The sequence below is a fragment of the Aeromonas sp. s12 genome (assembly GCF_040907925.1).
GTDB classification, from domain to species: Bacteria; Pseudomonadota; Gammaproteobacteria; order Enterobacterales; family Aeromonadaceae; genus Aeromonas; species Aeromonas veronii.
This window is the reverse complement of the sequence record NZ_JBFOCT010000038.1, coordinates 1-19,189: the sequence shown is the minus strand read 5'-3', so window position 1 is coordinate 19,189 and position 19,189 is coordinate 1. Positions and strand designations below refer to the sequence as shown.

19 protein-coding genes and 1 tRNA gene are annotated in these 19,189 nt (G+C 60.1%); 10 read left to right on the top strand and 10 right to left on the bottom strand.

Annotated features, from left to right (window positions below):
- The first annotated feature begins 219 nt into the window (after positions 1–219).
- Positions 220–996, top strand: coding sequence for a glycosyltransferase family 2 protein (locus AB5Y67_RS20010; RefSeq protein ID WP_199428541.1), 777 nt, complete (start codon positions 220–222; stop codon positions 994–996).
- A 51-nt stretch (positions 997–1,047) separates the two neighbouring features.
- Here the strand turns inward: AB5Y67_RS20010 and AB5Y67_RS20005 are convergent, their stop codons facing one another.
- A complete protein-coding gene (locus AB5Y67_RS20005; RefSeq protein ID WP_075115948.1) occupies positions 1,048–2,085 on the bottom strand; it encodes a glycosyltransferase family 9 protein in 1,038 nt (345 codons plus the stop codon).
- A gap of 134 nt (positions 2,086–2,219) precedes the next feature.
- Here AB5Y67_RS20005 and coaD point away from each other — a divergent pair, with 134 nt between their 5' ends.
- A complete protein-coding gene (coaD, locus tag AB5Y67_RS20000; protein WP_184237655.1) occupies positions 2,220–2,702 on the top strand; it encodes a pantetheine-phosphate adenylyltransferase in 483 nt (160 codons plus the stop codon).
- A 105-nt stretch (positions 2,703–2,807) separates the two neighbouring features.
- Here coaD and AB5Y67_RS19995 read toward each other — a convergent pair whose 3' ends face one another.
- The 6 genes from AB5Y67_RS19995 to radC all read right to left on the bottom strand — a co-directional run bounded on the left by AB5Y67_RS19995 (position 2,808) and on the right by radC (position 6,470).
- Complete coding sequence (locus AB5Y67_RS19995; protein ID WP_199428543.1) at positions 2,808–3,680, bottom strand: VirK/YbjX family protein; 873 nt, start codon at positions 3,678–3,680, stop codon at positions 2,808–2,810.
- 177 nt (positions 3,681–3,857) lie between these two features.
- Positions 3,858–4,670, bottom strand: a complete 813-nt coding sequence (mutM, locus tag AB5Y67_RS19990) for a bifunctional DNA-formamidopyrimidine glycosylase/DNA-(apurinic or apyrimidinic site) lyase (protein WP_199428542.1) — start codon at positions 4,668–4,670, stop codon at positions 3,858–3,860.
- A gap of 24 nt (positions 4,671–4,694) precedes the next feature.
- Positions 4,695–5,150: a hypothetical protein gene (locus AB5Y67_RS19985; protein WP_005339507.1), complete on the bottom strand. Its 456-nt coding sequence runs from the start codon at positions 5,148–5,150 to the stop codon at positions 4,695–4,697.
- A gap of 93 nt (positions 5,151–5,243) precedes the next feature.
- Positions 5,244–5,411, bottom strand: a complete 168-nt coding sequence (rpmG, locus tag AB5Y67_RS19980) for a 50S ribosomal protein L33 (protein WP_005307500.1) — start codon at positions 5,409–5,411, stop codon at positions 5,244–5,246.
- A gap of 11 nt (positions 5,412–5,422) precedes the next feature.
- Positions 5,423–5,659, bottom strand: coding sequence for a 50S ribosomal protein L28 (gene rpmB / locus AB5Y67_RS19975; RefSeq protein WP_005307492.1), 237 nt, complete (start codon positions 5,657–5,659; stop codon positions 5,423–5,425).
- Positions 5,660–5,795: 136 nt separating this feature from the next.
- Positions 5,796–6,470, bottom strand: coding sequence for a DNA repair protein RadC (gene radC, locus AB5Y67_RS19970; protein ID WP_005339502.1), 675 nt, complete (start codon positions 6,468–6,470; stop codon positions 5,796–5,798).
- 147 nt (positions 6,471–6,617) lie between these two features.
- Here radC and coaBC point away from each other — a divergent pair, with 147 nt between their 5' ends.
- From coaBC to pgi, 5 genes are all read left to right on the top strand, one after another.
- On the top strand, positions 6,618–7,820 hold the full coding sequence (coaBC, locus tag AB5Y67_RS19965; RefSeq protein ID WP_150390072.1) for a bifunctional phosphopantothenoylcysteine decarboxylase/phosphopantothenate--cysteine ligase CoaBC: 1,203 nt from the start codon (positions 6,618–6,620) through the stop codon (positions 7,818–7,820).
- 82 nt (positions 7,821–7,902) lie between these two features.
- Complete coding sequence (gene dut / locus AB5Y67_RS19960) at positions 7,903–8,361, top strand: dUTP diphosphatase (protein WP_005355985.1); 459 nt, start codon at positions 7,903–7,905, stop codon at positions 8,359–8,361.
- Positions 8,362–8,430: 69 nt separating this feature from the next.
- Positions 8,431–9,027 (top strand): nucleoid occlusion factor SlmA, encoded by a 597-nt coding sequence (gene slmA, locus AB5Y67_RS19955; RefSeq protein WP_005339495.1) that lies wholly within the window; start codon positions 8,431–8,433, stop codon positions 9,025–9,027.
- A gap of 165 nt (positions 9,028–9,192) precedes the next feature.
- Positions 9,193–10,029 carry a mechanosensitive ion channel domain-containing protein gene (locus AB5Y67_RS19950; protein WP_005339493.1) on the top strand — a complete coding sequence of 279 codons (837 nt, stop codon included), beginning with the start codon at positions 9,193–9,195 and terminating at the stop codon, positions 10,027–10,029.
- A 347-nt stretch (positions 10,030–10,376) separates the two neighbouring features.
- On the top strand, positions 10,377–12,026 hold the full coding sequence (gene pgi / locus AB5Y67_RS19945) for a glucose-6-phosphate isomerase (RefSeq protein WP_021231531.1): 1,650 nt from the start codon (positions 10,377–10,379) through the stop codon (positions 12,024–12,026).
- A 156-nt stretch (positions 12,027–12,182) separates the two neighbouring features.
- Here the strand turns inward: pgi and ilvC are convergent, their stop codons facing one another.
- Positions 12,183–13,664 carry a ketol-acid reductoisomerase gene (gene ilvC, locus AB5Y67_RS19940; protein WP_064339019.1) on the bottom strand — a complete coding sequence of 494 codons (1,482 nt, stop codon included), beginning with the start codon at positions 13,662–13,664 and terminating at the stop codon, positions 12,183–12,185.
- 221 nt (positions 13,665–13,885) lie between these two features.
- Here ilvC and ilvY point away from each other — a divergent pair, with 221 nt between their 5' ends.
- Complete coding sequence (gene ilvY / locus AB5Y67_RS19935; RefSeq protein ID WP_040069423.1) at positions 13,886–14,779, top strand: HTH-type transcriptional activator IlvY; 894 nt, start codon at positions 13,886–13,888, stop codon at positions 14,777–14,779.
- Here ilvY and AB5Y67_RS19930 read toward each other — a convergent pair.
- On the bottom strand, positions 14,768–15,628 hold the full coding sequence (locus AB5Y67_RS19930) for a hypothetical protein (protein ID WP_064339020.1): 861 nt from the start codon (positions 15,626–15,628) through the stop codon (positions 14,768–14,770). The two genes, ilvY and AB5Y67_RS19930, sit on opposite strands and share 12 nt — an antisense overlap.
- A gap of 192 nt (positions 15,629–15,820) precedes the next feature.
- Here AB5Y67_RS19930 and AB5Y67_RS19925 point away from each other — a divergent pair, with 192 nt between their 5' ends.
- Positions 15,821–16,012: a hypothetical protein gene (locus tag AB5Y67_RS19925; RefSeq protein WP_150390070.1), complete on the top strand. Its 192-nt coding sequence runs from the start codon at positions 15,821–15,823 to the stop codon at positions 16,010–16,012.
- A 73-nt stretch (positions 16,013–16,085) separates the two neighbouring features.
- The gene (locus AB5Y67_RS19920; RefSeq protein WP_199416326.1) at positions 16,086–18,668 is read left to right on the top strand and encodes a bifunctional acetate--CoA ligase family protein/GNAT family N-acetyltransferase; all 2,583 of its coding nucleotides are present in this window, start codon (positions 16,086–16,088) and stop codon (positions 18,666–18,668) included.
- A 266-nt stretch (positions 18,669–18,934) separates the two neighbouring features.
- Here the strand turns inward: AB5Y67_RS19920 and AB5Y67_RS19915 are convergent.
- Positions 18,935–19,011 (bottom strand) — tRNA-Asp (locus tag AB5Y67_RS19915).
- Between the last annotated feature and the right edge of the window lie 178 nt (positions 19,012–19,189).

The window sequence follows — 19,189 nt, the reverse complement described above, 5'->3', positions numbered from 1 at the left end:
CCCAAGAATGACTGGATAAATAACAGAAGATCCTTGGTAATCGCCTCTGCCGTCTCATTTTTCCACAGGTCTTCTGAAGAGATGCAACGCCAGCCGAGCAGGCAAACAGCTGATAGAAACGGGCAATGGCGGCTCTCTCTTTGACCCGTTTTTCCGTTAGAATGGCCCATCAATACGCATTCGACCCGCCAGCCGGGCAATAACCGTGAGCCCACATTCGTGAAAAAACCGACTCTGGCTGCCGTTCTGATCGTCAAGAATGAAGCCGACAACCTGCGCAAGTGCCTCGCCTCCCTCGACGGACTGGTGGACGAGATCGTCATTCTGGACTCCGGCAGCCAGGACGAGACCCCGGCCATTGCCGCCGAATTTGGCGCCCGTTTCTTCGTCAACGCCAAGTGGCCCGGCTTTGGCAAGCAGCGCCGACTGGCCCAATCCCACGTGCAATCCGACTGGGTGCTGTGGCTGGATGCCGACGAGCGGCTCACCCCCGAGCTGAAAACCGCCATCGGCGAGGTGATGGCCAATCCGGCCAGCGACACCATCTACTCGATCCCGCGCCTCTCCTGGGTCTTTGGCCGCTTTATCCGCCACAGCGGCTGGTATCCGGATCGGGTGCTTCGCCTCTATCCCAAGGCGCTCACCAGCTACAACGAGGCGCTGGTGCACGAAAAGGTGGAAGTGCGGGCCAACATGAAGATCGTCAATATTCATGGCGACCTGCTCCACTTCACCTATCGGGATCTGGAGCACTATCTGGTGAAATCCGCCGGTTATGCCCGCGCCTGGGCCGATCAGCGCACCGCTCGCGGCAAGAAGGGCTCTCTCAGTCAGGGGCTGATCCACGCTGTCGGCTGCTTCCTCAAGATGTACCTGCTCAAAGCGGGTTTCCTCGATGGCAAGCAGGGGCTGCTGCTGGCGATCCTCTCCGCCCACTCTACCTTCGTCAAATACGCCGACCTCTGGGTGCGCCAGCAACCGCAGCAGCCGGAATAACCGTCATACGAAACAGGGCCCCACGGGGCCCTGTTTGCATTGCTGCATACGTTATTTGCGCCAGAAAGGCGCCGCCCAGCGGGCCATCACCGGCACCATGGTCTTGGGATCGAGTTGACTCATATCCTCAGGATGGTCGCTATCCTCCGGCGGGCTGAAGGCGAGGTGACGCCCTTCGCTGTTGAGGGGCTTCCAGCGCAGCGGAGTAGCGGAGCGGCGCATCGGGAAGAAACCGATGGTCGGCACATCGAGCGCGCCGGCGATATGGAGCGGGCCAGTACTGCCTGCAACGAACAGGGCTGCGTTGGCCAGCACCTGACAGAACATCGGCAGACCATCGCTGGAGCGGTAGATCCAGCCGTTGCCACCGTGGGCCAGCAACTCGGCCGCCAGCTGTTCGGCCATCTTCTCCTCGCCCGGGCCTGCGGTCAGCACGCACTGCAGCTCGGGGCAGGCCTGATTGAGCTTGATGATGATGCGGGCATACTGCTCGATGGAGAGGTTGTTGGCCGAACCGCCGCTACCGGCATGCACCATCAGCCAGGGGCGGCTGGCATCGAGCTTGAGCTTGAGTGCCAGCTGCTCACGCACCTGCCGCAAGGTCTCCTCGTCGAACTGCAGGAAGGGAGTTTTGGGCTCCACCACAGCCACCTGCTGATCGGCCAGGAAGCGGCGGATCAGCTCCAGGTTGTACTCGGACTCCGGCTTCTGGGAGCGGGAGCGGCGCTGCACCAATCGCTGGTTGTAGAGCACCTGCGCCAGCTTGGTCGCCGGCGCCAGCCGGTAAGGGATGTGCGCCTTCCACACCAGCATGGCGTTGCGGGAGTTGGAGAAGAGGCAGATGGACGCGTCGAACGCCGCCGCCTTGATCCGCGCCAGCAGCGCTCGCTGTTGCTCCTTGTCGGCCCGCACGCCCGGATCGATGATCACCTCGTCAATCCAGGGGCAGAGCCGGGCCAGCGGCGCCGTGTAGGCCGGAACCAGGGCAGTCACATGACACTCCATGGAGCCTTTGAGCATGGCGAAGCTCGGCCACGCCAGCATGAAGTCACCAATCTTGTCATTGCGAACGACCAGAATACGTTTCATAAAAAATCCCTTTGCTCCCTGTCACCAATGCAAGGAGGCTTGATGCGCGATGGCGTATTCTTGCCTGATGCACTGCTATTCTCAAGCGACGACCTTATAATGCGACCAAATTTCCAGGTTGCAGGACCGCAAAGATGACTACCAGGGTAATTTATCCCGGGACTTTTGATCCCGTTACCAATGGCCACGCCGATCTCATCGGCCGCGCCGCCAAGCTGTTTGACGAGGTGGTGGTCGGTGTCGCCAACAGCCCGAGCAAGCGCCCGCTGTTCGATCTGGCAGAACGTGTCCAGCTTGTCCAGCAAGTGACCAGCCAGCTTCCCAACGTCAAGGTGGTGGGCTTCTCCGGTCTGCTGGTCGATTTCGCCAAAGAACATCAGGCCAACGTGCTGATCCGCGGTCTGCGCGCCGTCTCCGACTTCGAGTACGAGTTCCAGCTGGCCAACATGAACCGCCGCCTGATGCCCACGCTTGAGAGCGTATTCCTCACCCCGGCGGAGGAGAACTCCTTTATCTCCTCCACTCTGGTGAAAGAGGTGGCGCTGCACGGTGGCGACATCCGCCAGTTTGTCGATCCCGTCGTGGCCCAGGCCATCGCAGCCAAACAGAAAGGGTGATCCCCTTCCACACTCGCCATTCCCAACGGCAACTACGAACAAGGGCTACCCACGGGTAGCCCTTGTCGTATCTCTATCGCATGGAGAGGTCAGCCTGCTTGCCGGTTACTGACGGGCAAACCGCTCATTCATCTCCTGCACCAGCAGATCGAGCCACTCGTAGCGGCGCCGATACATGGCCCGCTTCTTGGAGGCGATCTCCTCCAGCGGCTTGCGCGGCTGGGCTTGCAGGGCGACGAAGTTGGCATCCACATCCCGGGCGTCGAACTCCTGCCACAACTCGTCGTAATCGGCCTGCAGGTTGGCTTTCTGCTTGCTGCTGTAGCGCTTGGCCTGAAACACATGGGCCCGCTTGCGAACCGCCAGCACCTCTGCCGCCCCCATGGCCTGCGCCAGTTGCAGCACCAGTTGCACCAGCAGGGATTTGGGCCGCAGGCCATGTCCCTCTTTGGTCAGCTCGCGCACCCGATCCTGGGCATTGTCGACTGCAGGCTCCGGCCCCTGCATGGAGCCGATCATCAGAATCAAACGATCCGCACTGCCCGCCAGCGAAAAGGCGCAGCTGTAGAGGCGCTGTCCCTCGCCATTGACGATGGAGAGCGCCAGCTCGGCCTCGCGGCGGAAGGTGCCATCGTGACGCAACAGAATGCGGCAGCCGCTCTGGGGATAGTGCCCAAGTTCGATCCCCTCGCCCAGATAGAGGGGGTCGATCAGCTGCGGGTAGCACTCCAGCAGCAAACGGTAGTGATTTTCCAGCATCTCGGCCCGCTCGCGGGCGCTGGCACAGGCGAAGCGATAGGGTCGCATCGGCTTGTCGAGCAGCTCGGGATAGACCGCCGGTAGCGCCTTGAGCGAGTCGCACTGAAACAGACTGAAGACCCGGCTCAGCGACTTGCGATAGAGCAGGCTGCGCAGCACGAACTTGCCGCGATTGAAGGTTTTCCGGTCACATCCCTCGGGGTAGAGGAAGCGGGCCATGGATTTTGCGCAATAGCGCTCCTGCCGGGATAAATATTCCCAGTCTATTGATTTAACTGTCATTTTTATATTCTCAAACCGCCTGAACGGTCGGGATACTAGTGACAGCTGTGCAAATCTTCAACAGAGTGGAAATACGCTGTTACAACTTCCCCCGGATCGGGGCAAAAAGTGCGCTCAGCGCTGGCAATGACTGCAAAAAACCGTGGTGCGCTGGCCCATTCTTGTCTCGGTCAGCAGGGTGTGACAGTGGAAACAGGGCTGACCGCCACGGCCGTAGACCTGCAACCGCTGCACGAAATAGCCTGGCTTGCCATCGGCGCTGGTGAAATCCTTCAGAGTAGTGCCGCCCTGGCGAATCGCCTCGGCCAACACGCGCTTGATCTCGGCCACCAGGGTTCCCAGCCGCTCGGCGCTGATATTACCCGCCGCCCGTTTGGGGTGAATGCCGGCAGCATAGAGCGCCTCGTTCGCGTAGATGTTGCCCACCCCGACCACCACCTGATTGTCCATCAGGAACTGTTTGATGGCGGTGCTGCGTCCCTTGGCGCGCTCACGCAGGTAATCAGCACTGAAGGCATCGGTGAGCGGCTCGGGCCCCAGCTTGGCGAGCAGCGCGTGGGCTTCGGCCGGTTCCCGGGTCCAGAGCAGGGCACCGAAGCGGCGCGGATCGTTGAGCCGCAGCAGCTTGCCATTCTCCAGCTCGATATCCACGTGGTCGTGCTTCTCGGCTGGCGTGCCGATATCCAGCACCCGCAGGCTGCCGGACATCCCCAGATGAAGGATGGCGGTGCCGAAATCGGTCTCCAGCAGCAGGTATTTGGCACGGCGACGCACCCGATGGATGGTGAGATCCACCAGCTCCTGAATTTCACCGGGGATCGGCCAGCGCAGGCGGCCATCCCGCACCACTACACGCGTCACCTTGATACCGGTGAGCCAGGGGGAGATCCCCTGACGACTGACTTCAACTTCTGGCAATTCGGGCATGGGCACCTCGCAAGGAAAAGAAACTCAGGGAGCAGGACGCAGCAGATCGCGATACTGCTCGGCAGTGAGGGCGAGCCAGAGACCGGAGGGGAGCTGAGCGCCATATTGGCCGCTGTTCTGATAGAGGCCGATCTCGACCGGATCGTTCTGGCCGGCAATCCACACCTTGATGGCCACCGGGGTGCCGCGCACCACCTCGCCGGGGGGCAGCAACCAGCTCTGCCAGCGCGCCAGACGGGCATCCAGCTGAGCCGTGTCGAGCCCCAGATCCGGCACACTGCGCCAGCCCTGACCAATCCGCTCAATCTGCCAGCTAGGCCCTTGCCAGGTGAGCACCACGGCCGCATCCGGCAGCAAGGGGCGAGCGCGCTTGGCGCTGTTCTCCTGCTGGGCAGTCTCCATACGATGCAACAGGGTGATCACGATCAGCACCACCACAATGATCACGTTATTCCAGCCTTTGCGGCTCAATTTGAACATGGCAAGCCTCCCTTTGAACCGGCAGTGTACTGAATTCGGCGCATAAAAAAACCCGGCACGAAGCCGGGTTTTTGGGAATGCAGCATCAAGTAATTACTTGATTTTGCCTTCCTTGTAAATCACATGCTGACGAACAACGGGATCAAACTTTTTGATCTCCATTTTTTCGGGCATGGTGCGCTTGTTTTTGGTAGTGGTATAGAAGTGACCAGTACCGGCGCTGGAGTTCAGGCGAATTTTCTCGCGAATACCTTTAGCCATGATCTAATTCCTTATACCTTAACACCGCTGGCGCGCAGTTCAGCCAGAACCACTTCAACGCCACGCTTGTCGATGATACGCATGCCTTTTGCGGATACGCGCAGGCTTACGAAGCGTTTTTCACTCTCAACCCAGAAACGGTGAGTGTGCAGGTTCGGCAGGAAACGACGCTTGGTGGCGTTGTTAGCGTGCGAACGGTTGTTACCAACTGCCGGGCGCTTGCCGGTTACTTGGCATACTCTAGACATGTCAGTCTCTCCAAATCTTACTTCATTGCTCGAGCAAATATCTGCCCCGCTGGCCTTCGATTGCGGGGCAAACAGAAGGCGGCATTTTATACAGCATCCGTGATCAAAGATCAACTAATACGGTGCCAGAGCACAGTTATAGCCAACCGCGCTCGGCAAAAGAAACCGTGATGCCATCACCGATCACCAAGTGATCCAGCACTCTGATATCGATCAGGGCCAAAGCGGCCGTGATCCGATCCGTGATCTGGCGGTCGGCCCTACTGGGCTCGGCGACGCCGGACGGGTGATTATGCGCCAGAATCACCGCGGCTGCATTATGTTTGAGCGCGATCTGCACGATTTCTCTTGGCCAGACGCTCGCCGAGTCGATGGTGCCGAAAAAAAGCTCAACAAATTGAATGACTCTGTGCTGATTGTCGAGCAACAGCAGGGCAAACACTTCCCTCGGCCGATCCCGCAGCTGGGCCTGCAGATAGTCCCGGGTCAGCTGGGGCGAGGTGAGTGCATCGCCCCGTTGCAACTGCTCGGCCAGATGGCGTCTGGCCATCTCCAGCACCGCCTGCAACTGGGCATATTTGGCCGGGCCAAGGCCGTGCGCCTCGCAGAATGCCCGTTGATCCGCGCCCAGCAAGCTGCGCAAAGAGCCGAATTGATTCAATAGATTACGTGAAAGATCCACTGCACTCAGGCCATTGACGCCAGTGCGCAGAAAGATGGCGAGCAGCTCGGCATCGGAGAGCGCCGCAGGCCCCTGACGCAGCAACTTCTCTCTGGGGCGTTCATCTTCCGGCCACTCTTTGATGCTCATTTGTCTCTCCCTCATCCCTGTTGAGAAAAAACATAGCAAAAAATTGCGCGCGCCCGACCACACCCCTTGATGCCAACCCCTGTCGTCATCCATTGCCTGTGGTATCTTAGCCGACCAGTCAGAATGAGCCGGATAGAGAAACAGCAGATGAGATTGGCCGATAAACGCATCCTGTTGGGTGTCAGTGGCGGGATCGCCGCCTACAAGAGTGCCGAGCTGGTACGCCGCCTGAAAGATCAGGGCGCCGAAGTGCGGGTGGTGATGACCCGCTCCGCCAAGGAGTTCATCACCCCGCTGACCCTGCAGGCGGTCTCCGGTCATCCGGTGGCCTACAGCCTGCTGGATCCCTCTGCCGAAGCGGGCATGGGCCATATCGAACTGGCCAAGTGGGCCGATTTGGTACTGATCGCCCCCGCCAGCGCCAACCTGATGGCCCGTATGGCGGCCGGCATGGCCGACGAACTGCTGACCACCCTCTGTCTGGCCACTCCGGCACCGGTCGCGCTGGCACCAGCCATGAACCAGCAGATGTATCTCAACGCCGCCACCCAGGCCAACCTCAAGACCCTGGCCAGCCGCGGCATCCTGCTGTGGGGGCCGGATGCTGGCAGCCAGGCCTGTGGCGATGTGGGCCCGGGGCGGATGCTGGATCCCCTCGAACTGGTGGATCGCTGCTGTCAGCAGCTGGCCGCCGAGCCCTTGCTGGCAGGCGTCAAGCTGTTGCTCACCGCAGGGCCAACCCGCGAGGCGCTCGATCCGGTGCGCTACATCAGCAACCACAGCTCCGGCAAGATGGGCTACGCCATCGCCCGAGCTGCCCGTGAAGCGGGCGCCGAAGTGACGCTGGTGAGCGGTCCGGTGACGCTAGCTACGCCTGCGGGCGTGACCCGTGTCGATGTGGAGAGCGCGGAGCAGATGCATCAGGCGGTGATGAGCCGGGTCGGCGAGTGCGACCTCTTCATCGGCTGCGCGGCGGTGGCCGACTATCGCCCCGAGCAGGTCGCCAGCCAGAAGATCAAGAAAACCGGCGACAACGACCAGATGGTGGTGAAGCTGGTGAAAAACCCCGACATCATCGCGGCCGTCGGTGCCCTTTCAGACAAACCCTTCACCGTCGGATTTGCCGCCGAAACCGTGGATGTGGAACAATACGCCCTCGACAAGTTGCAGCGTAAGCGGCTGGACATGATCGCCGCCAACGATGTGTCCCGCGAGGGGCAAGGCTTCAACGCCGATGACAACGCCCTGACCGTGTTCTGGCAAGGGGGCCAGGCCCCGCTGCCGCTGGCCGACAAGCTGACGCTGGCCCGTCACCTGATCGCCCTGATTGCCCGCCACTACCGGCACTGAGCGTCCCGAAAGAACAAAACTCACGGCGCCCCGCCCTTGCCAAGAGGGGCGCCAATACAAGATCCAACTGAAAAAGCGATTCATGACTACACAAATTGAACTGAAGATTCTGGATGCCCGTATCGGTACCGAGTTCCCGCTGCCCGCCTACGCCACACCGGGCTCTGCCGGCATGGATCTGCGCGCACTGCTGGATGCGCCGCTGACTCTGGCTCCGGGTGATACCACCCTGGTGCCGACCGGTCTGGCCATTCACATCCAGGATCCGGGTCTGTGTGCCACCATCCTGCCCCGCTCCGGCCTCGGCCATAAGCACGGCATCGTGCTGGGCAACCTGGTCGGTCTGATCGATTCCGATTACCAGGGTCAGCTGATGGTATCGGTCTGGAACCGCGGCAAAGATGAGTTCACCATGCAACCCGGCGAGCGCATCGCCCAGCTGGTGATCATGCCGGTGGTTCAGGCCAGCTTCCAACTGGTCGATGAGTTCAATCAGAGCGAACGGGGTGAAGGCGGTTTTGGTTCTTCTGGTCGCCAATAACAGACCACACCAGCCCGATGGGCGGTGCCTAATAATAGAATCAAGCCATTGTTTTTTTTAGGGGAATCCATGGCAAGCAGTAATCAGAAACAGAGTCGGCGCGATCAGATCCTGCAGGCGCTCGCCCATATGCTGGAAACCAGTCCGGGTCAGCGCATCACCACGGCCCGTCTGGCGGCCGAGGTCGGCGTCTCTGAAGCAGCCCTCTATCGACATTTTCCCAGCAAGGCGCGGATGTTCGAGGGGCTGATCGACTTTATCGAGGATTCCCTGCTGTCACGGGTCAATCTGATCATGGCGGAAGAGAAGGACACCATGGCGCGCTGCCACCATATCCTGCAGCTGCTGCTGGTGTTCGCCGAGCGCAATCCCGGCATCACCCGTATCCTCAACGGCGACGCCCTGCTGGGTGAGCACGATCGGCTGCGGGATCGCATCAGCATCCTGTTTGACAAGCTGGAGACCCAGATCAAACAGGTGCTGCGCGAGAAGCGGCTGCGCGAGGGTCAAGGCTTCCAGCTCGACGAGACCATGCTGGCCAATCTGCTGCTGGCCTACACCGAAGGCCGTATCAGCCAGTTCGTGCGCTCCGAGTTCAAGCTCAAGCCGACCGCCGGTTTCGAAGATCAGTGGCAATTTATCCGCAGCCAACTACTGCAGAGCTGATGGTTTTTTCACATCATTCAGCAAAAAGAAGGGAGGCTTTGGCCTCCCTTCTTTTTTGTGTCAGGTTTTTATGGCAGAAAAGAAGTACCAGATGCGACCCGTACTGTCGCGCTGCGGTGTTAGATTTATCCACCATAAACCTTTTAGAACCTGACAGGACATCCTATGGAACCCGAAATCATTACCGAAGCGCAGACCTGGCTGGTCAATAATCAGGGACTGCTGATCGAATACGGCGTCAATATCGCCGCCGCCCTGCTGACCCTGCTGGTCGGCTATATCGCCGCCAACCTCATCAGCGGTGGCGTGGTCAAGGTGATGCAGGCCCGCAAGCTGGACACCACAGTCACCCACTTCGTCGGCAGCATCCTCAAATACGCCATTCTGGTGTTCGTAGTGATCGCCGCGCTGGGCCGTGTCGGCGTGCAGACAGCCTCCTTCGTCGCCATTATCGGTGCCGCCGGTCTGGCCATCGGTCTGGCGCTGCAAGGCTCGCTCTCCAACTTCGCTGCCGGCTTCCTGCTGATCATCTTCCGCCCCATCAAGGCGGGCGAGTTTATCGAAGTGGCAGGCACTGCGGGTGTGGTGCAGTCCGTTCAGCTCTTTACCACCACCCTCACCTCCGGTGACAACAAGATGGTGGTAGTCCCGAACTCCGCCATCCTCAACGGCACCATCGTCAACTACTCGCGCATGGATACCCGCCGCGTCGATATGACCTTTGGCATCGGCTACGGCTCCGACCTGCGCAAGGCCAAACAGATCCTCGAGCGTCTGGTAAGCGAAGAGCCGCGCATCCTGAAAGATCCGGCAGCCACCATCGCCGTTGCCGCGCTGGCCGACTCCTCGGTCAATATCGTAGTGCGCCCCTGGGTGAAAACCGCTGATTACTGGGGTGTCTGGTTCGACTTCCACGAGAAGGTAAAACTGACCTTTGATGCCGAAGGCATCGAGATCCCCTTCCCGCAGATGGTGATGCACATGCAAAAACCGCAGGCGTGATCGCGGTAAAGCAGCAACCTACAATGCCAGCCTTCGGGCTGGCATTGTCGTTTCTGACCCCAACCCATGGCCATGTCGGTGCATAACCACGCCAACCGGATGAAAACAATTTCAGGCTATCGGGGTGGCCCCAATCATGAGCAAGCGCAAGATCCGCCTTGCTTTCGTGACACATAATCCCAATGTTCTGGTTGTATGCTCCCGACAGTGACCCATTGCGGTAAAAGACAATCGGTAAAAATCTGTTACACGGGCCGCCCGATCGGCTCGCTATAATGCTCGGATAATAAGGTTTGGCGGGACCTTGCCTTCAAGGTTCAAACACAACTTGGCATTTCAGGAATCCTATGAAAAACATCAATCCAACCCAAACCCAGGCCTGGCAGGCACTGGAAGCCCACTTTGCAGCAAACAAAGAGACCCGACTCAAGGATCTGTTCGCGCAGGACCCGAAGCGCTTTGACAAGTTTTCCCTTACCTTCGGCGGCGACATCCTGGTTGATTACTCGAAGAACCTGATCACCGAAGAAACCCTCAAGTTGCTGGTTGATCTGGCCAAAGAGACCGATCTTCGCAGCGCGATCGATGCCATGTTCAATGGCGACAAGATCAACATGACCGAAGGCCGCTCCGTACTGCATGTGGCCCTGCGCAACCGCTCCGACCGCCCCATCGAGTGCGACGGCAAGGATGTTATGCCGGAAGTGAACGCCGTGCTGGCCAAGATGAAGGGCTTCTGCGAGAAGGTAATCGGAGGCGAGTGGAAAGGCTACACCGGCAAAGCGATCCAGCATGTGGTCAACATCGGTATCGGTGGCTCTGATCTGGGTCCGGTGATGATCACCGAGGCGCTGCGTCCCTACAAAAACCACCTGCAGATGCACTTCGTCTCCAACGTCGATGGCACTCACATCGCCGAGACCCTGAAGAAGATCGATCCGGAAACCACCCTGTTCCTGGTGGCCTCCAAGACCTTCACCACCCAGGAGACCATGACCAACGCCCTGACCGCCCGCGACTGGTTCATCAATATCGCCGGTGACAAGGCCCACGTTGCCAAGCACTTCGCAGCCCTCTCCACCAACGGCAAGGCCGTGGCCGAGTTCGGCATCGACACCAACAATATGTTCGAGTTCTGGGACTGGGTTGGCGGCCGCTACTCCTCCTGGTCTGCCATCGGCATGCCCATCGCCCTGTCTGTCGGTTTCGAGAACTTCGAAGCCCTGCTGCAAGGCGCCTTCGAGATGGACATGCACTTCGCCACTGCCTCCTATGAGCAGAACGTGCCGGTGCTGCTGGCGCTGATCGGCCTGTGGTACAACAACTTCTACGGTGCCGAGTCCGAAGCCATTCTGCCGTACGACCAGTACATGCACCGCTTCCCTGCCTACTTCCAGCAAGGCAACATGGAATCCAACGGCAAGTACGTGGATCGCAACGGCAAGCCGGTTGACTACCAGACTGGCCCCATCATCTGGGGTGAGCCGGGCACCAACGGCCAGCACGCCTTCTACCAGCTGATCCACCAAGGCACCAAGCTGATCCCCTGTGATTTCCTGGCACCGGCCATCAGCCACAACCCGATCGGTGACCACCACCCGAAACTGCTGGCCAACTTCTTCGCCCAGACCGAGGCACTGGCCTTCGGCAAGAGCAAGGAAGAGGTTGAAGCCGAGTTCCTGGCTGCTGGCAAAACCCTGGAGCAGGTCAAGGATCTGGTGCCGTTCAAGGTGTTCGAAGGCAACCGCCCGACCAACTCCATTCTGTTCAAGAGCCTGACCCCGAAAACCCTGGGTGCCCTGATCGCCATGTACGAACACAAGATCTTCGTACAGGGCGCAATCTGGAACATCTTCAGCTTCGACCAGTGGGGTGTGGAGCTGGGCAAACAGCTGGCCAACAAGATCCTGCCGGAGCTGGGCAACAACGAGGCTGTCACCAGCCACGACTGCTCCACCAACGGTCTGATCAACACCTGGAAAGCGTGGAAAGCCTGATTTATCCAGCCTTTCTGAATGCAAAAGCCCCGCTCGATGAGCGGGGCTTTTTTATGACTGTCAGGCTGAGTTTTCTGGCTGGCCGAGCGGGTGTCCAGTCCGACCGGCGACGGGGATCGTCATCCCCCCCCCTTCATCATCCTGCCCGATGCAGACTTAACCGCCAACGGCGATGCGTTTCATGTCCTTCATGTAACCGCGCAGTACCTGGCCGATTTTTTCGATCGGGTGGTTGCGGGTCGCTTCGTTGGCCGCCAGCAGCGCCAGGTTATCCACGCTCTGCCCTTCCGCCTTGCTGGCACCCAGATCGCCCGCCTTCAGGGTCGGCATGAAGCGCTCGCGCAGCAAGGGCACAGCGGCGTTGGCGAACAGGTAGTTTCCGTACTCGGCGGTATCGGAGATGACCACGTTCATCTCGTACAGACGCTTGCGGGCAACGGTGTTGGCGATCAGCGGCAGCTCGTGCAGGGATTCGTAGTAGGCAGACTCCTCGTAGATACCGGAAGCCACCATGGTCTCAAACGCCAGCTCCACACCCGCCTTGACCATGGCCACCATCACCACGCCATTGTCGAAGTACTCCTGCTCGGCAATCTTGCCTGCAAACGCCGGGGCGTTTTCGAAGGCGGATTTACCGGTCTCTTCACGCCAGCCGAACAGCTTGGCATCGTCTTCGGCCCAGTCGGCCATCATGCCGCGGGAGAACTCACCGGCGATGATGTCGTCCATATGCTTCTCGAACAGCGGGCGCATCAGGGTCTTGAGCTGCTCTGAGAGCTCGAAGGCGCGCAGCTTGGCCGGGTTGGAGAGGCGGTCCATCATCAGGCTGATGCCACCCTGCTTCAGGGCTTCGGTGATGGTCTCCCAGCCGAACTGGATCAGCTTGCCGGCGTAGGCCGGGTCTGTGCCTTCGGCAACCAGTTTGTCGTAGCAGAGCAGAGAACCGGCCTGCAGCATGCCGCAGAGGATGGTCTGCTCGCCCATCAGGTCAGATTTCACTTCCGCCACGAAGGAGGATTCCAGCACCCCGGCACGGTCGCCGCCGGTGGCAGAGGCCCACGCCTTGGCGATGGCCATGCCTTCACCTTTCGGGTCATTTTCCGGGTGAACGGCGATCAGGGTCGGTACACCAAAGCCACGCTTGTACTCTTCACGCACTTCGGTCCCTGGGCACTTGGGCGCCACCATCACGACGGTAATGTCGGAGCGGATCTGCTGACCCTCTTCCACCACGTTGAAGCCGTGGGAGTAGCCCAGCGCGGCGCCCTGCTTCATCAGCGGCATCACGGTTTTCACCACGTCAGAGTGCTGCTTGTCCGGAGTCAGGTTCAGCACCAGATCGGCGGTCGGGATCAGCTCTTCATAGGTACCGACCGCGAAGCCGTTGTCGGTAGCCTTCTGCCAGGAGGCGCGCTTCTCGGTGATGGCAGCCTTGCGCAGGGCGTAGGAGATATCCAGCCCGGAGTCGCGCATGTTCAGACCCTGGTTCAGACCCTGGGCACCACAGCCCACAATCACCACCTTCTTGCCCTTCAGCACGTTGCAGCCGTCCGCGAACTCTTCGCGCTGCATGAAACGACACTTGCCCAGCTGGGCCAACTGCTGACGCAGGTTCAAGGTGTTGAAATAGTTAGCCATGGTGATTGCTCCGTTCGATTGATTCCATGCCGGATAGCGGCGTTGTCTGAACCACTATAGCGCGGGACACTTATTGCCTGAACTGATATATTCGAAACAGTACGTTGCAATAACTGAAAGACTCACCCTTCATAATTGCCTGCTGAATGTACCGCGAGATGGCAGAAACAAGCCACCAACCGCTGGGTATCGGGCACACAAGCCGCGCCAGGAGCTGAAAGATGGACCTTCGCAATCTCGAGCTGTTTCTCCACCTCGCCGACTCCCTTCATTTCGGCAAAAGCGCCGATGCCATGGCGGTCAGCCCTTCCACCCTGAGCCGTGCCATCCAGCGGCTGGAGCAGGAGACCGGTTGCATCCTGTTCGAGCGGGACAACCGTTCGGTGCGGCTCACCCCCGCCGGTGAGAAGCTGCGCGAATTCGGCGGCGGCCTGTTGCAGGAGTGGCGCCAGCTCAAACAGGAGCTCAAACGCAGCGACGAGCCGCTGCAAGGTCGTCTGCGGGTCTTCTGCTCGGTCACCGCCAGTTACTTTCTGCTGCCCGAGGTGCTGGAGCGCTTTCGCCGCCGCTACCCCCAGCTGGAGATCAAGCTGGAGACCGGTGACCCGGCGCTGGCGGTGGACAAGATCCTGGCCGACGAGGCCGATCTCGCCATCGCTGCCCGCCCCGATGCCCTGCCCGCCAAGCTGGAGTTCGCCAGCCTGCAGCAGGTGCCGCTGGTCTTTATCGCGCCGCGCAACGCCCCGCAGCTGAACCAGTGGTTCCGTCAGGGAGAACCTGATTGGGAGCAGCTGCCAGTCATCCTCTCCGAGCAGGGCTTGGCCCGCAAACGCAGCGATCAGTGGTTTCGCAACAAGGGGATCGCCCCCAACATCTACGCCGAAGTGGCGGGTAACGAGGGGATCGTCGCCATGGTGGCGCTCGGTTGTGGCGTGGGGCTGGTGCCGGCGGCGGTGATCGACCATAGCCCGCTCGGCGACAAGGTGCGGATCATCGACCTCAAGCCCGCCTTCAAGCCATTTGATGTGGGGATCGGGGTGCTCAAGAAGCGGCTGGAGGAGCCGCTGATCCGCGCCTTCTGGGATACCGCGCAGAATCAGGGCTCACTGCGCTGACACCGGATTATAGATAAGGGCCGGATCGACCATCATGACGCGACTGGGCTGCGGCAAGTCGGGGTTGTGCAACTCGAGGCGCACCCGCTCATCCAGTTTCAACCGCCGAATGGTGCTGCCAAATCCCTCTTCAAAGACCCGGTCAAAAGCACCAGACTGCCGCGCCCGCAGCAGGCCAAGCTCGATGCGCTGCGCCAGCTCCGGATATTTGGGCGAAACAAAGAAGAGCAGCGCCAGCGGATAGCGAAACACCAGATGGGGCTCGATGGCGAGATCGGGATGCTGCCTTAGCTCATCCTCGACCTCGATGACCGAGCGCAGGAAGCAGTCAAAGCGCTTCTTGCGCAGCATGTTGAAGAGCGCCTCATAAAGATTGCCCACCGTCACCTTGAGGCCGTTAGCCCGCAGCAACTGGGTGTCTGGCCAGGATCTGTGCTGGCCGATGGAGAGCCCGGCGCGATGCCAGTCCGCCAACGATCCGATCGCGGCAAAACGCCCCTCATCCCCCTGCCGAACCAGACACACCCGCCACCCCAGCAGCCCCTTGGCCAGCGGAATGTGGATTGCCAGCAACTCCCGCTCTCGCTCACCATCGGGGGCAAAGACACCGACCTGAACCAGCTCGCCGCTACGCAGCTCCTTCACCGCCCGCCCCTGCTCCATCTGCGGGCTGGAGACCAGCTGGTAGGGGCCATATTCGGGCACGGTGAGATCGAGGGAGAGGCGCAGCAACTGGACGACGGCGGGGTTGGGATGATCCAGCAGCAGATTCCAGGCGCGGATAGGCTGCTCGGCTGCCGATACGCCAACCGTCCATAGTGCCATGCACCACCACCAGAGTCTGATCATCCTGCGCACCATCCGTGCCTCGTGCTCCTCGCCATACTATAACGTCAGCCAGCGCCTCAACGACGCCCTCTCTGAAAGATGTTTGAGCGCTCTCGTGTCAAATCTCGTGTCAAAAGTGACAATAGGCAAACCCGGCAGGTCATCGCAGACTGGGCGTTCATCAACAAACGCCAAGGCGCAGGGAGGAGAGCCATGAAACAGCATCTGGTAGAGATCAAGGGTTCAACCCTGTTTGACGAGTATCTGCAGAGCATGGGCGTGCCCAGTACGGCGCTCGATCGGGAGCAGGATATCTATCTGCAGGAACGCCACCTGGGAGCCATTCGCCGGGTGCAAGGCGAACTGCGCTTTTATCTGCGTGCCAATGCCCTGAAAAAACGGTGATCAGGATCCGGTCACAGAACCCGCAGCAAAGGCATATTAGACTGGTATCTTCCCCCTTTTGTCGGGAGTGCCCATGAAAGCAAGCGGTCTGGATCGGCTGTTCAAACCCCACTCAATCGCCGTGATCGGCGCCTCGACCGACCCGCTCAAGGCGGGTCATGTGATCGTGCGCCACCTGCTGGCGGGTCACTTCAAAGGGCCCATCCTGCCAGTCACCCCGCGCAGCAAGGCGGTGGCCGGCGTGCTGGCCTATCCCGATATTGCCAGCCTGCCACTGGCTCCGGATCTCGCCATCATCTGCACTCGCCGGGAGCGGGTCATCCCCCTGCTGGAGGCGCTCGGCCAGAAGGGAACAGGCGCAGCCATCATCCTCGCCGCCGATTTTTCACAAGATGAGCGGCAGGAGCTGAAACGGCTCTGCAAGCAATATGGCATTCGCCTGCTCGGCCCCAACAGTATGGGGATGCTGCTGCCCGGTCAGGGGCTCAATGCCAGCTTTTCACCGATTGCCGCCAAGCCCGGGCAGGTCGCCTTTCTCTCCCAGTCTGCTGCGGTCAGCACCACCATTCTCGACTGGGCCAAGCAGCATGAGCTGGGATTCTCTGCCTTTATCTCCCTTGGCGATCACTGCGACATCGACTTCGGCCAGCTGCTGGATCAACTCTCCCGCGACAGCGTCACCCGCGCCATCCTGCTCTACATGGACAAGCTGCACGATGCCCGCCATTTTCTCTCGGCGGCGCGCGCCGCTTCGCGCAACAAACCGATCCTGGTACTGAAAAGCGGACGCCACGATCCGGCCCACGGCCTCGACAACGTCTATGACGCCGCCATCCGCCGCGCCGGCATGTTGCGGGTGCGGGATACCCACGAACTATTCGCCGCGGTAGAAACCTTGAGCCACTCCATGGCCCTAAAGGGGGAGCGGCTCGCCATCATCTCCAATGGCCGCGGGCTGGCCAATATGGCGGTGGATGTGCTGCTGGAGCGGGGCGGCAAACTGGCTCGCCCGCCGCTCGATATCGGCAGCGATGCCACCATCGCCACCTATCAGGAGGCGTTGGACAGCGTGTTGCAGGAGGATGGTATCGACGCCATCCTGATCATCCACGCCCCCTCGCTCACGGCCCCCAGCGCACCGCTGGCCAGCCACCTTATAGCCCACCTGAAACAGCACCCCAAAGCTCGCCGTTTCAATATTCTTACCAACTGGGCAGGCGAGTACTCGGCGCAGGAGGGGCGCAAGCTCTTTACCGAAGCGGGCATCCCGACCTACCGTACCCCGGAAAGCGCCATGGCAGCCTTCATGCATATGGTGGAGTACCGCCGCAACCAGAAGCAGCTGATGGAGACCCCCGCCTCCCTGCATGGCAACCAGCTCAATATCGAGCTCTGCCAGCAACTGATCCGTCAGGCGCAGGAGCGCAAGCAACTGAGGCTGGATACTCATCTGGTACACCCGATTTTGCAAGCCGCAGGTCTCTCGACCCTGCCAACCTGGATCGTCACCGACGCCATCGAGGCGACCCTCACAGCCGAGCAGATCGGCTACCCGGTGGCGGTAAAACTGCGCTCGCCCGATATCCTGCACAAGTCTGCCGTACACGGTGTGGTGCTCAATCTGCGCACCTCGGCCGAAGTGGCGCAAGCCGCAGATGCCATTCTGGACAGGGTCAAACAGCATGATCCGGGCGCCCGCATCGAAGGCTTGCTGGTGCAACGCATGGCTCGCCGCAGCGGCGGCCTCGAGCTGCGGGTACGGATCCAGCAAGACGCCATCTTTGGCCCCGTCATTCTGCTGGGTGAGTCGGGTGCGGAACCGCAGGAGATGGTGGCTGCCTTGCCACCGCTCAATCAGGCACTGGCTCGTTACCAGATCATCGGAGCCCTCAAGAGCCGCAAGATCCGTGAACAGGCCACACCGGAACGACTGGATATCGATGCCCTCGGTCAAGTGCTCTGCCAGCTCTCCGAGCTATTGCTCGCCTTTCCTGAGATTCAGGAACTGGACCTGCACCCGCTACAAGCGTGCGGTACCGAAATGGTGGTGCTGGATGCCAGCCTCACGCTGGCTGACCCCGCCATCCCGGCCAGCAACCTACTGGCGATCCGCCCCTATCCTACCGAGCTGGAAGAAGGTGCTTGGCTTAAAGATCAGCGCCATATCCTGCTGCGCCCGATCCGGCCGGAAGATGAACCGGCTCACAAGCAGTTCGTGCTGCAGGTCTCCGATGAAGACAGGTACAAACGCTTCTTCGCCGACGTGGGTGAGCTGGGTCATGAGGAGCTGGCCCGCATGACCCAGATCGATTACGACCGAGAAATGGCGTTTGTTGCCGTAGGGCAGGATGGGGAGCGCAAAGATCAGATTCTCGGGGTGGTGCGCGCCATCTCGACGCCGGATCTCAGCGATGCCGAATTTGCCATTCTGGTTCGTTCCGACCTGAAAGGACTGGGGCTCGGCAAACTGATGATGGAGAAGATCATCCGCTACGCCAGCGAGCAGGGGATTGGCCAGCTCTCCGGCATGACCATGCCCAGCAATCGCGGCATGGTCAACCTCGCCAAACGGCTTGGCTTCAAGATCGACGTCCAGATGGAAGAGGGGGTGGTCAATATGGAACTGCCCTGTAGTCAGCAGGCGGCAGAAGGCTGATTTGACCACCTGCAGAGTCGTTCAAATGGCAGTAAATGAAACTGATAAGACTCTGAGATAGCCCGAAAATGGTGGAAATAATCGGCTATCTGGCCATTCTTCCGACAGGTAAAAGCCTGACATTGGCGATATAACGCACTAAAAATACAAAAGCCCGGTTATGAAACCGGGCTTTGTGTTGGTTCTTGCGTACAAATCTGTGGGACTTATGGGCAAAACTGCCCATAGCAAAAAGGCCTTCCCAATCGGGAAGGCCTTCAAATTAGTGGCGGAGCGGACGGGACTCGAACCCGCGACCCCCGGCGTGACAGGCCGGTATTCTAACCGACTGAACTACCGCTCCGCATTCGGTTAGCTTGCGCTAAATCATTTGCCGCTTCTTCTGAGGTGTCATCCTCGCAGCCGGCTATGTGTTTTCACATCACCGTTTAATTGGGTGCCTGGCAGTGTCCTACTCTCGCATGGCGAATGCCACACTACCATCGGCGCTACCGCGTTTCACTTCTGAGTTCGGCATGGGA

What these genes read in the sequence shown, in the direction of transcription:
- rpmG (WP_005307500.1), bottom strand. Translation starts at nt 5,411, where the DNA reads ATGGCTAAAGGTATTCGCGAGAAAATTCGCCTGAACTCCAGCGCCGGT.
- AB5Y67_RS19925 (WP_150390070.1), top strand. Translation starts at nt 15,821, where the DNA reads ATGAAACAGCATCTGGTAGAGATCAAGGGTTCAACCCTGTTTGACGAG.
- pgi (WP_021231531.1), top strand. Translation starts at nt 10,377, where the DNA reads ATGAAAAACATCAATCCAACCCAAACCCAGGCCTGGCAGGCACTGGAA.
- slmA (WP_005339495.1), top strand. Translation starts at nt 8,431, where the DNA reads ATGGCAAGCAGTAATCAGAAACAGAGTCGGCGCGATCAGATCCTGCAG.
- AB5Y67_RS19930 (WP_064339020.1), bottom strand. Translation starts at nt 15,628, where the DNA reads ATGATCAGACTCTGGTGGTGGTGCATGGCACTATGGACGGTTGGCGTA.
- AB5Y67_RS19920 (WP_199416326.1), top strand. Translation starts at nt 16,086, where the DNA reads ATGAAAGCAAGCGGTCTGGATCGGCTGTTCAAACCCCACTCAATCGCC.
- ilvY (WP_040069423.1), top strand. Translation starts at nt 13,886, where the DNA reads ATGGACCTTCGCAATCTCGAGCTGTTTCTCCACCTCGCCGACTCCCTT.
- mutM (WP_199428542.1), bottom strand. Translation starts at nt 4,670, where the DNA reads ATGCCCGAATTGCCAGAAGTTGAAGTCAGTCGTCAGGGGATCTCCCCC.
- AB5Y67_RS20005 (WP_075115948.1), bottom strand. Translation starts at nt 2,085, where the DNA reads ATGAAACGTATTCTGGTCGTTCGCAATGACAAGATTGGTGACTTCATG.
- AB5Y67_RS19995 (WP_199428543.1), bottom strand. Translation starts at nt 3,680, where the DNA reads ATGGCCCGCTTCCTCTACCCCGAGGGATGTGACCGGAAAACCTTCAAT.
- rpmB (WP_005307492.1), bottom strand. Translation starts at nt 5,659, where the DNA reads ATGTCTAGAGTATGCCAAGTAACCGGCAAGCGCCCGGCAGTTGGTAAC.
- AB5Y67_RS19985 (WP_005339507.1), bottom strand. Translation starts at nt 5,150, where the DNA reads ATGTTCAAATTGAGCCGCAAAGGCTGGAATAACGTGATCATTGTGGTG.
- AB5Y67_RS19950 (WP_005339493.1), top strand. Translation starts at nt 9,193, where the DNA reads ATGGAACCCGAAATCATTACCGAAGCGCAGACCTGGCTGGTCAATAAT.
- ilvC (WP_064339019.1), bottom strand. Translation starts at nt 13,664, where the DNA reads ATGGCTAACTATTTCAACACCTTGAACCTGCGTCAGCAGTTGGCCCAG.
- coaD (WP_184237655.1), top strand. Translation starts at nt 2,220, where the DNA reads ATGACTACCAGGGTAATTTATCCCGGGACTTTTGATCCCGTTACCAAT.
- coaBC (WP_150390072.1), top strand. Translation starts at nt 6,618, where the DNA reads ATGAGATTGGCCGATAAACGCATCCTGTTGGGTGTCAGTGGCGGGATC.
- radC (WP_005339502.1), bottom strand. Translation starts at nt 6,470, where the DNA reads ATGAGCATCAAAGAGTGGCCGGAAGATGAACGCCCCAGAGAGAAGTTG.
- dut (WP_005355985.1), top strand. Translation starts at nt 7,903, where the DNA reads ATGACTACACAAATTGAACTGAAGATTCTGGATGCCCGTATCGGTACC.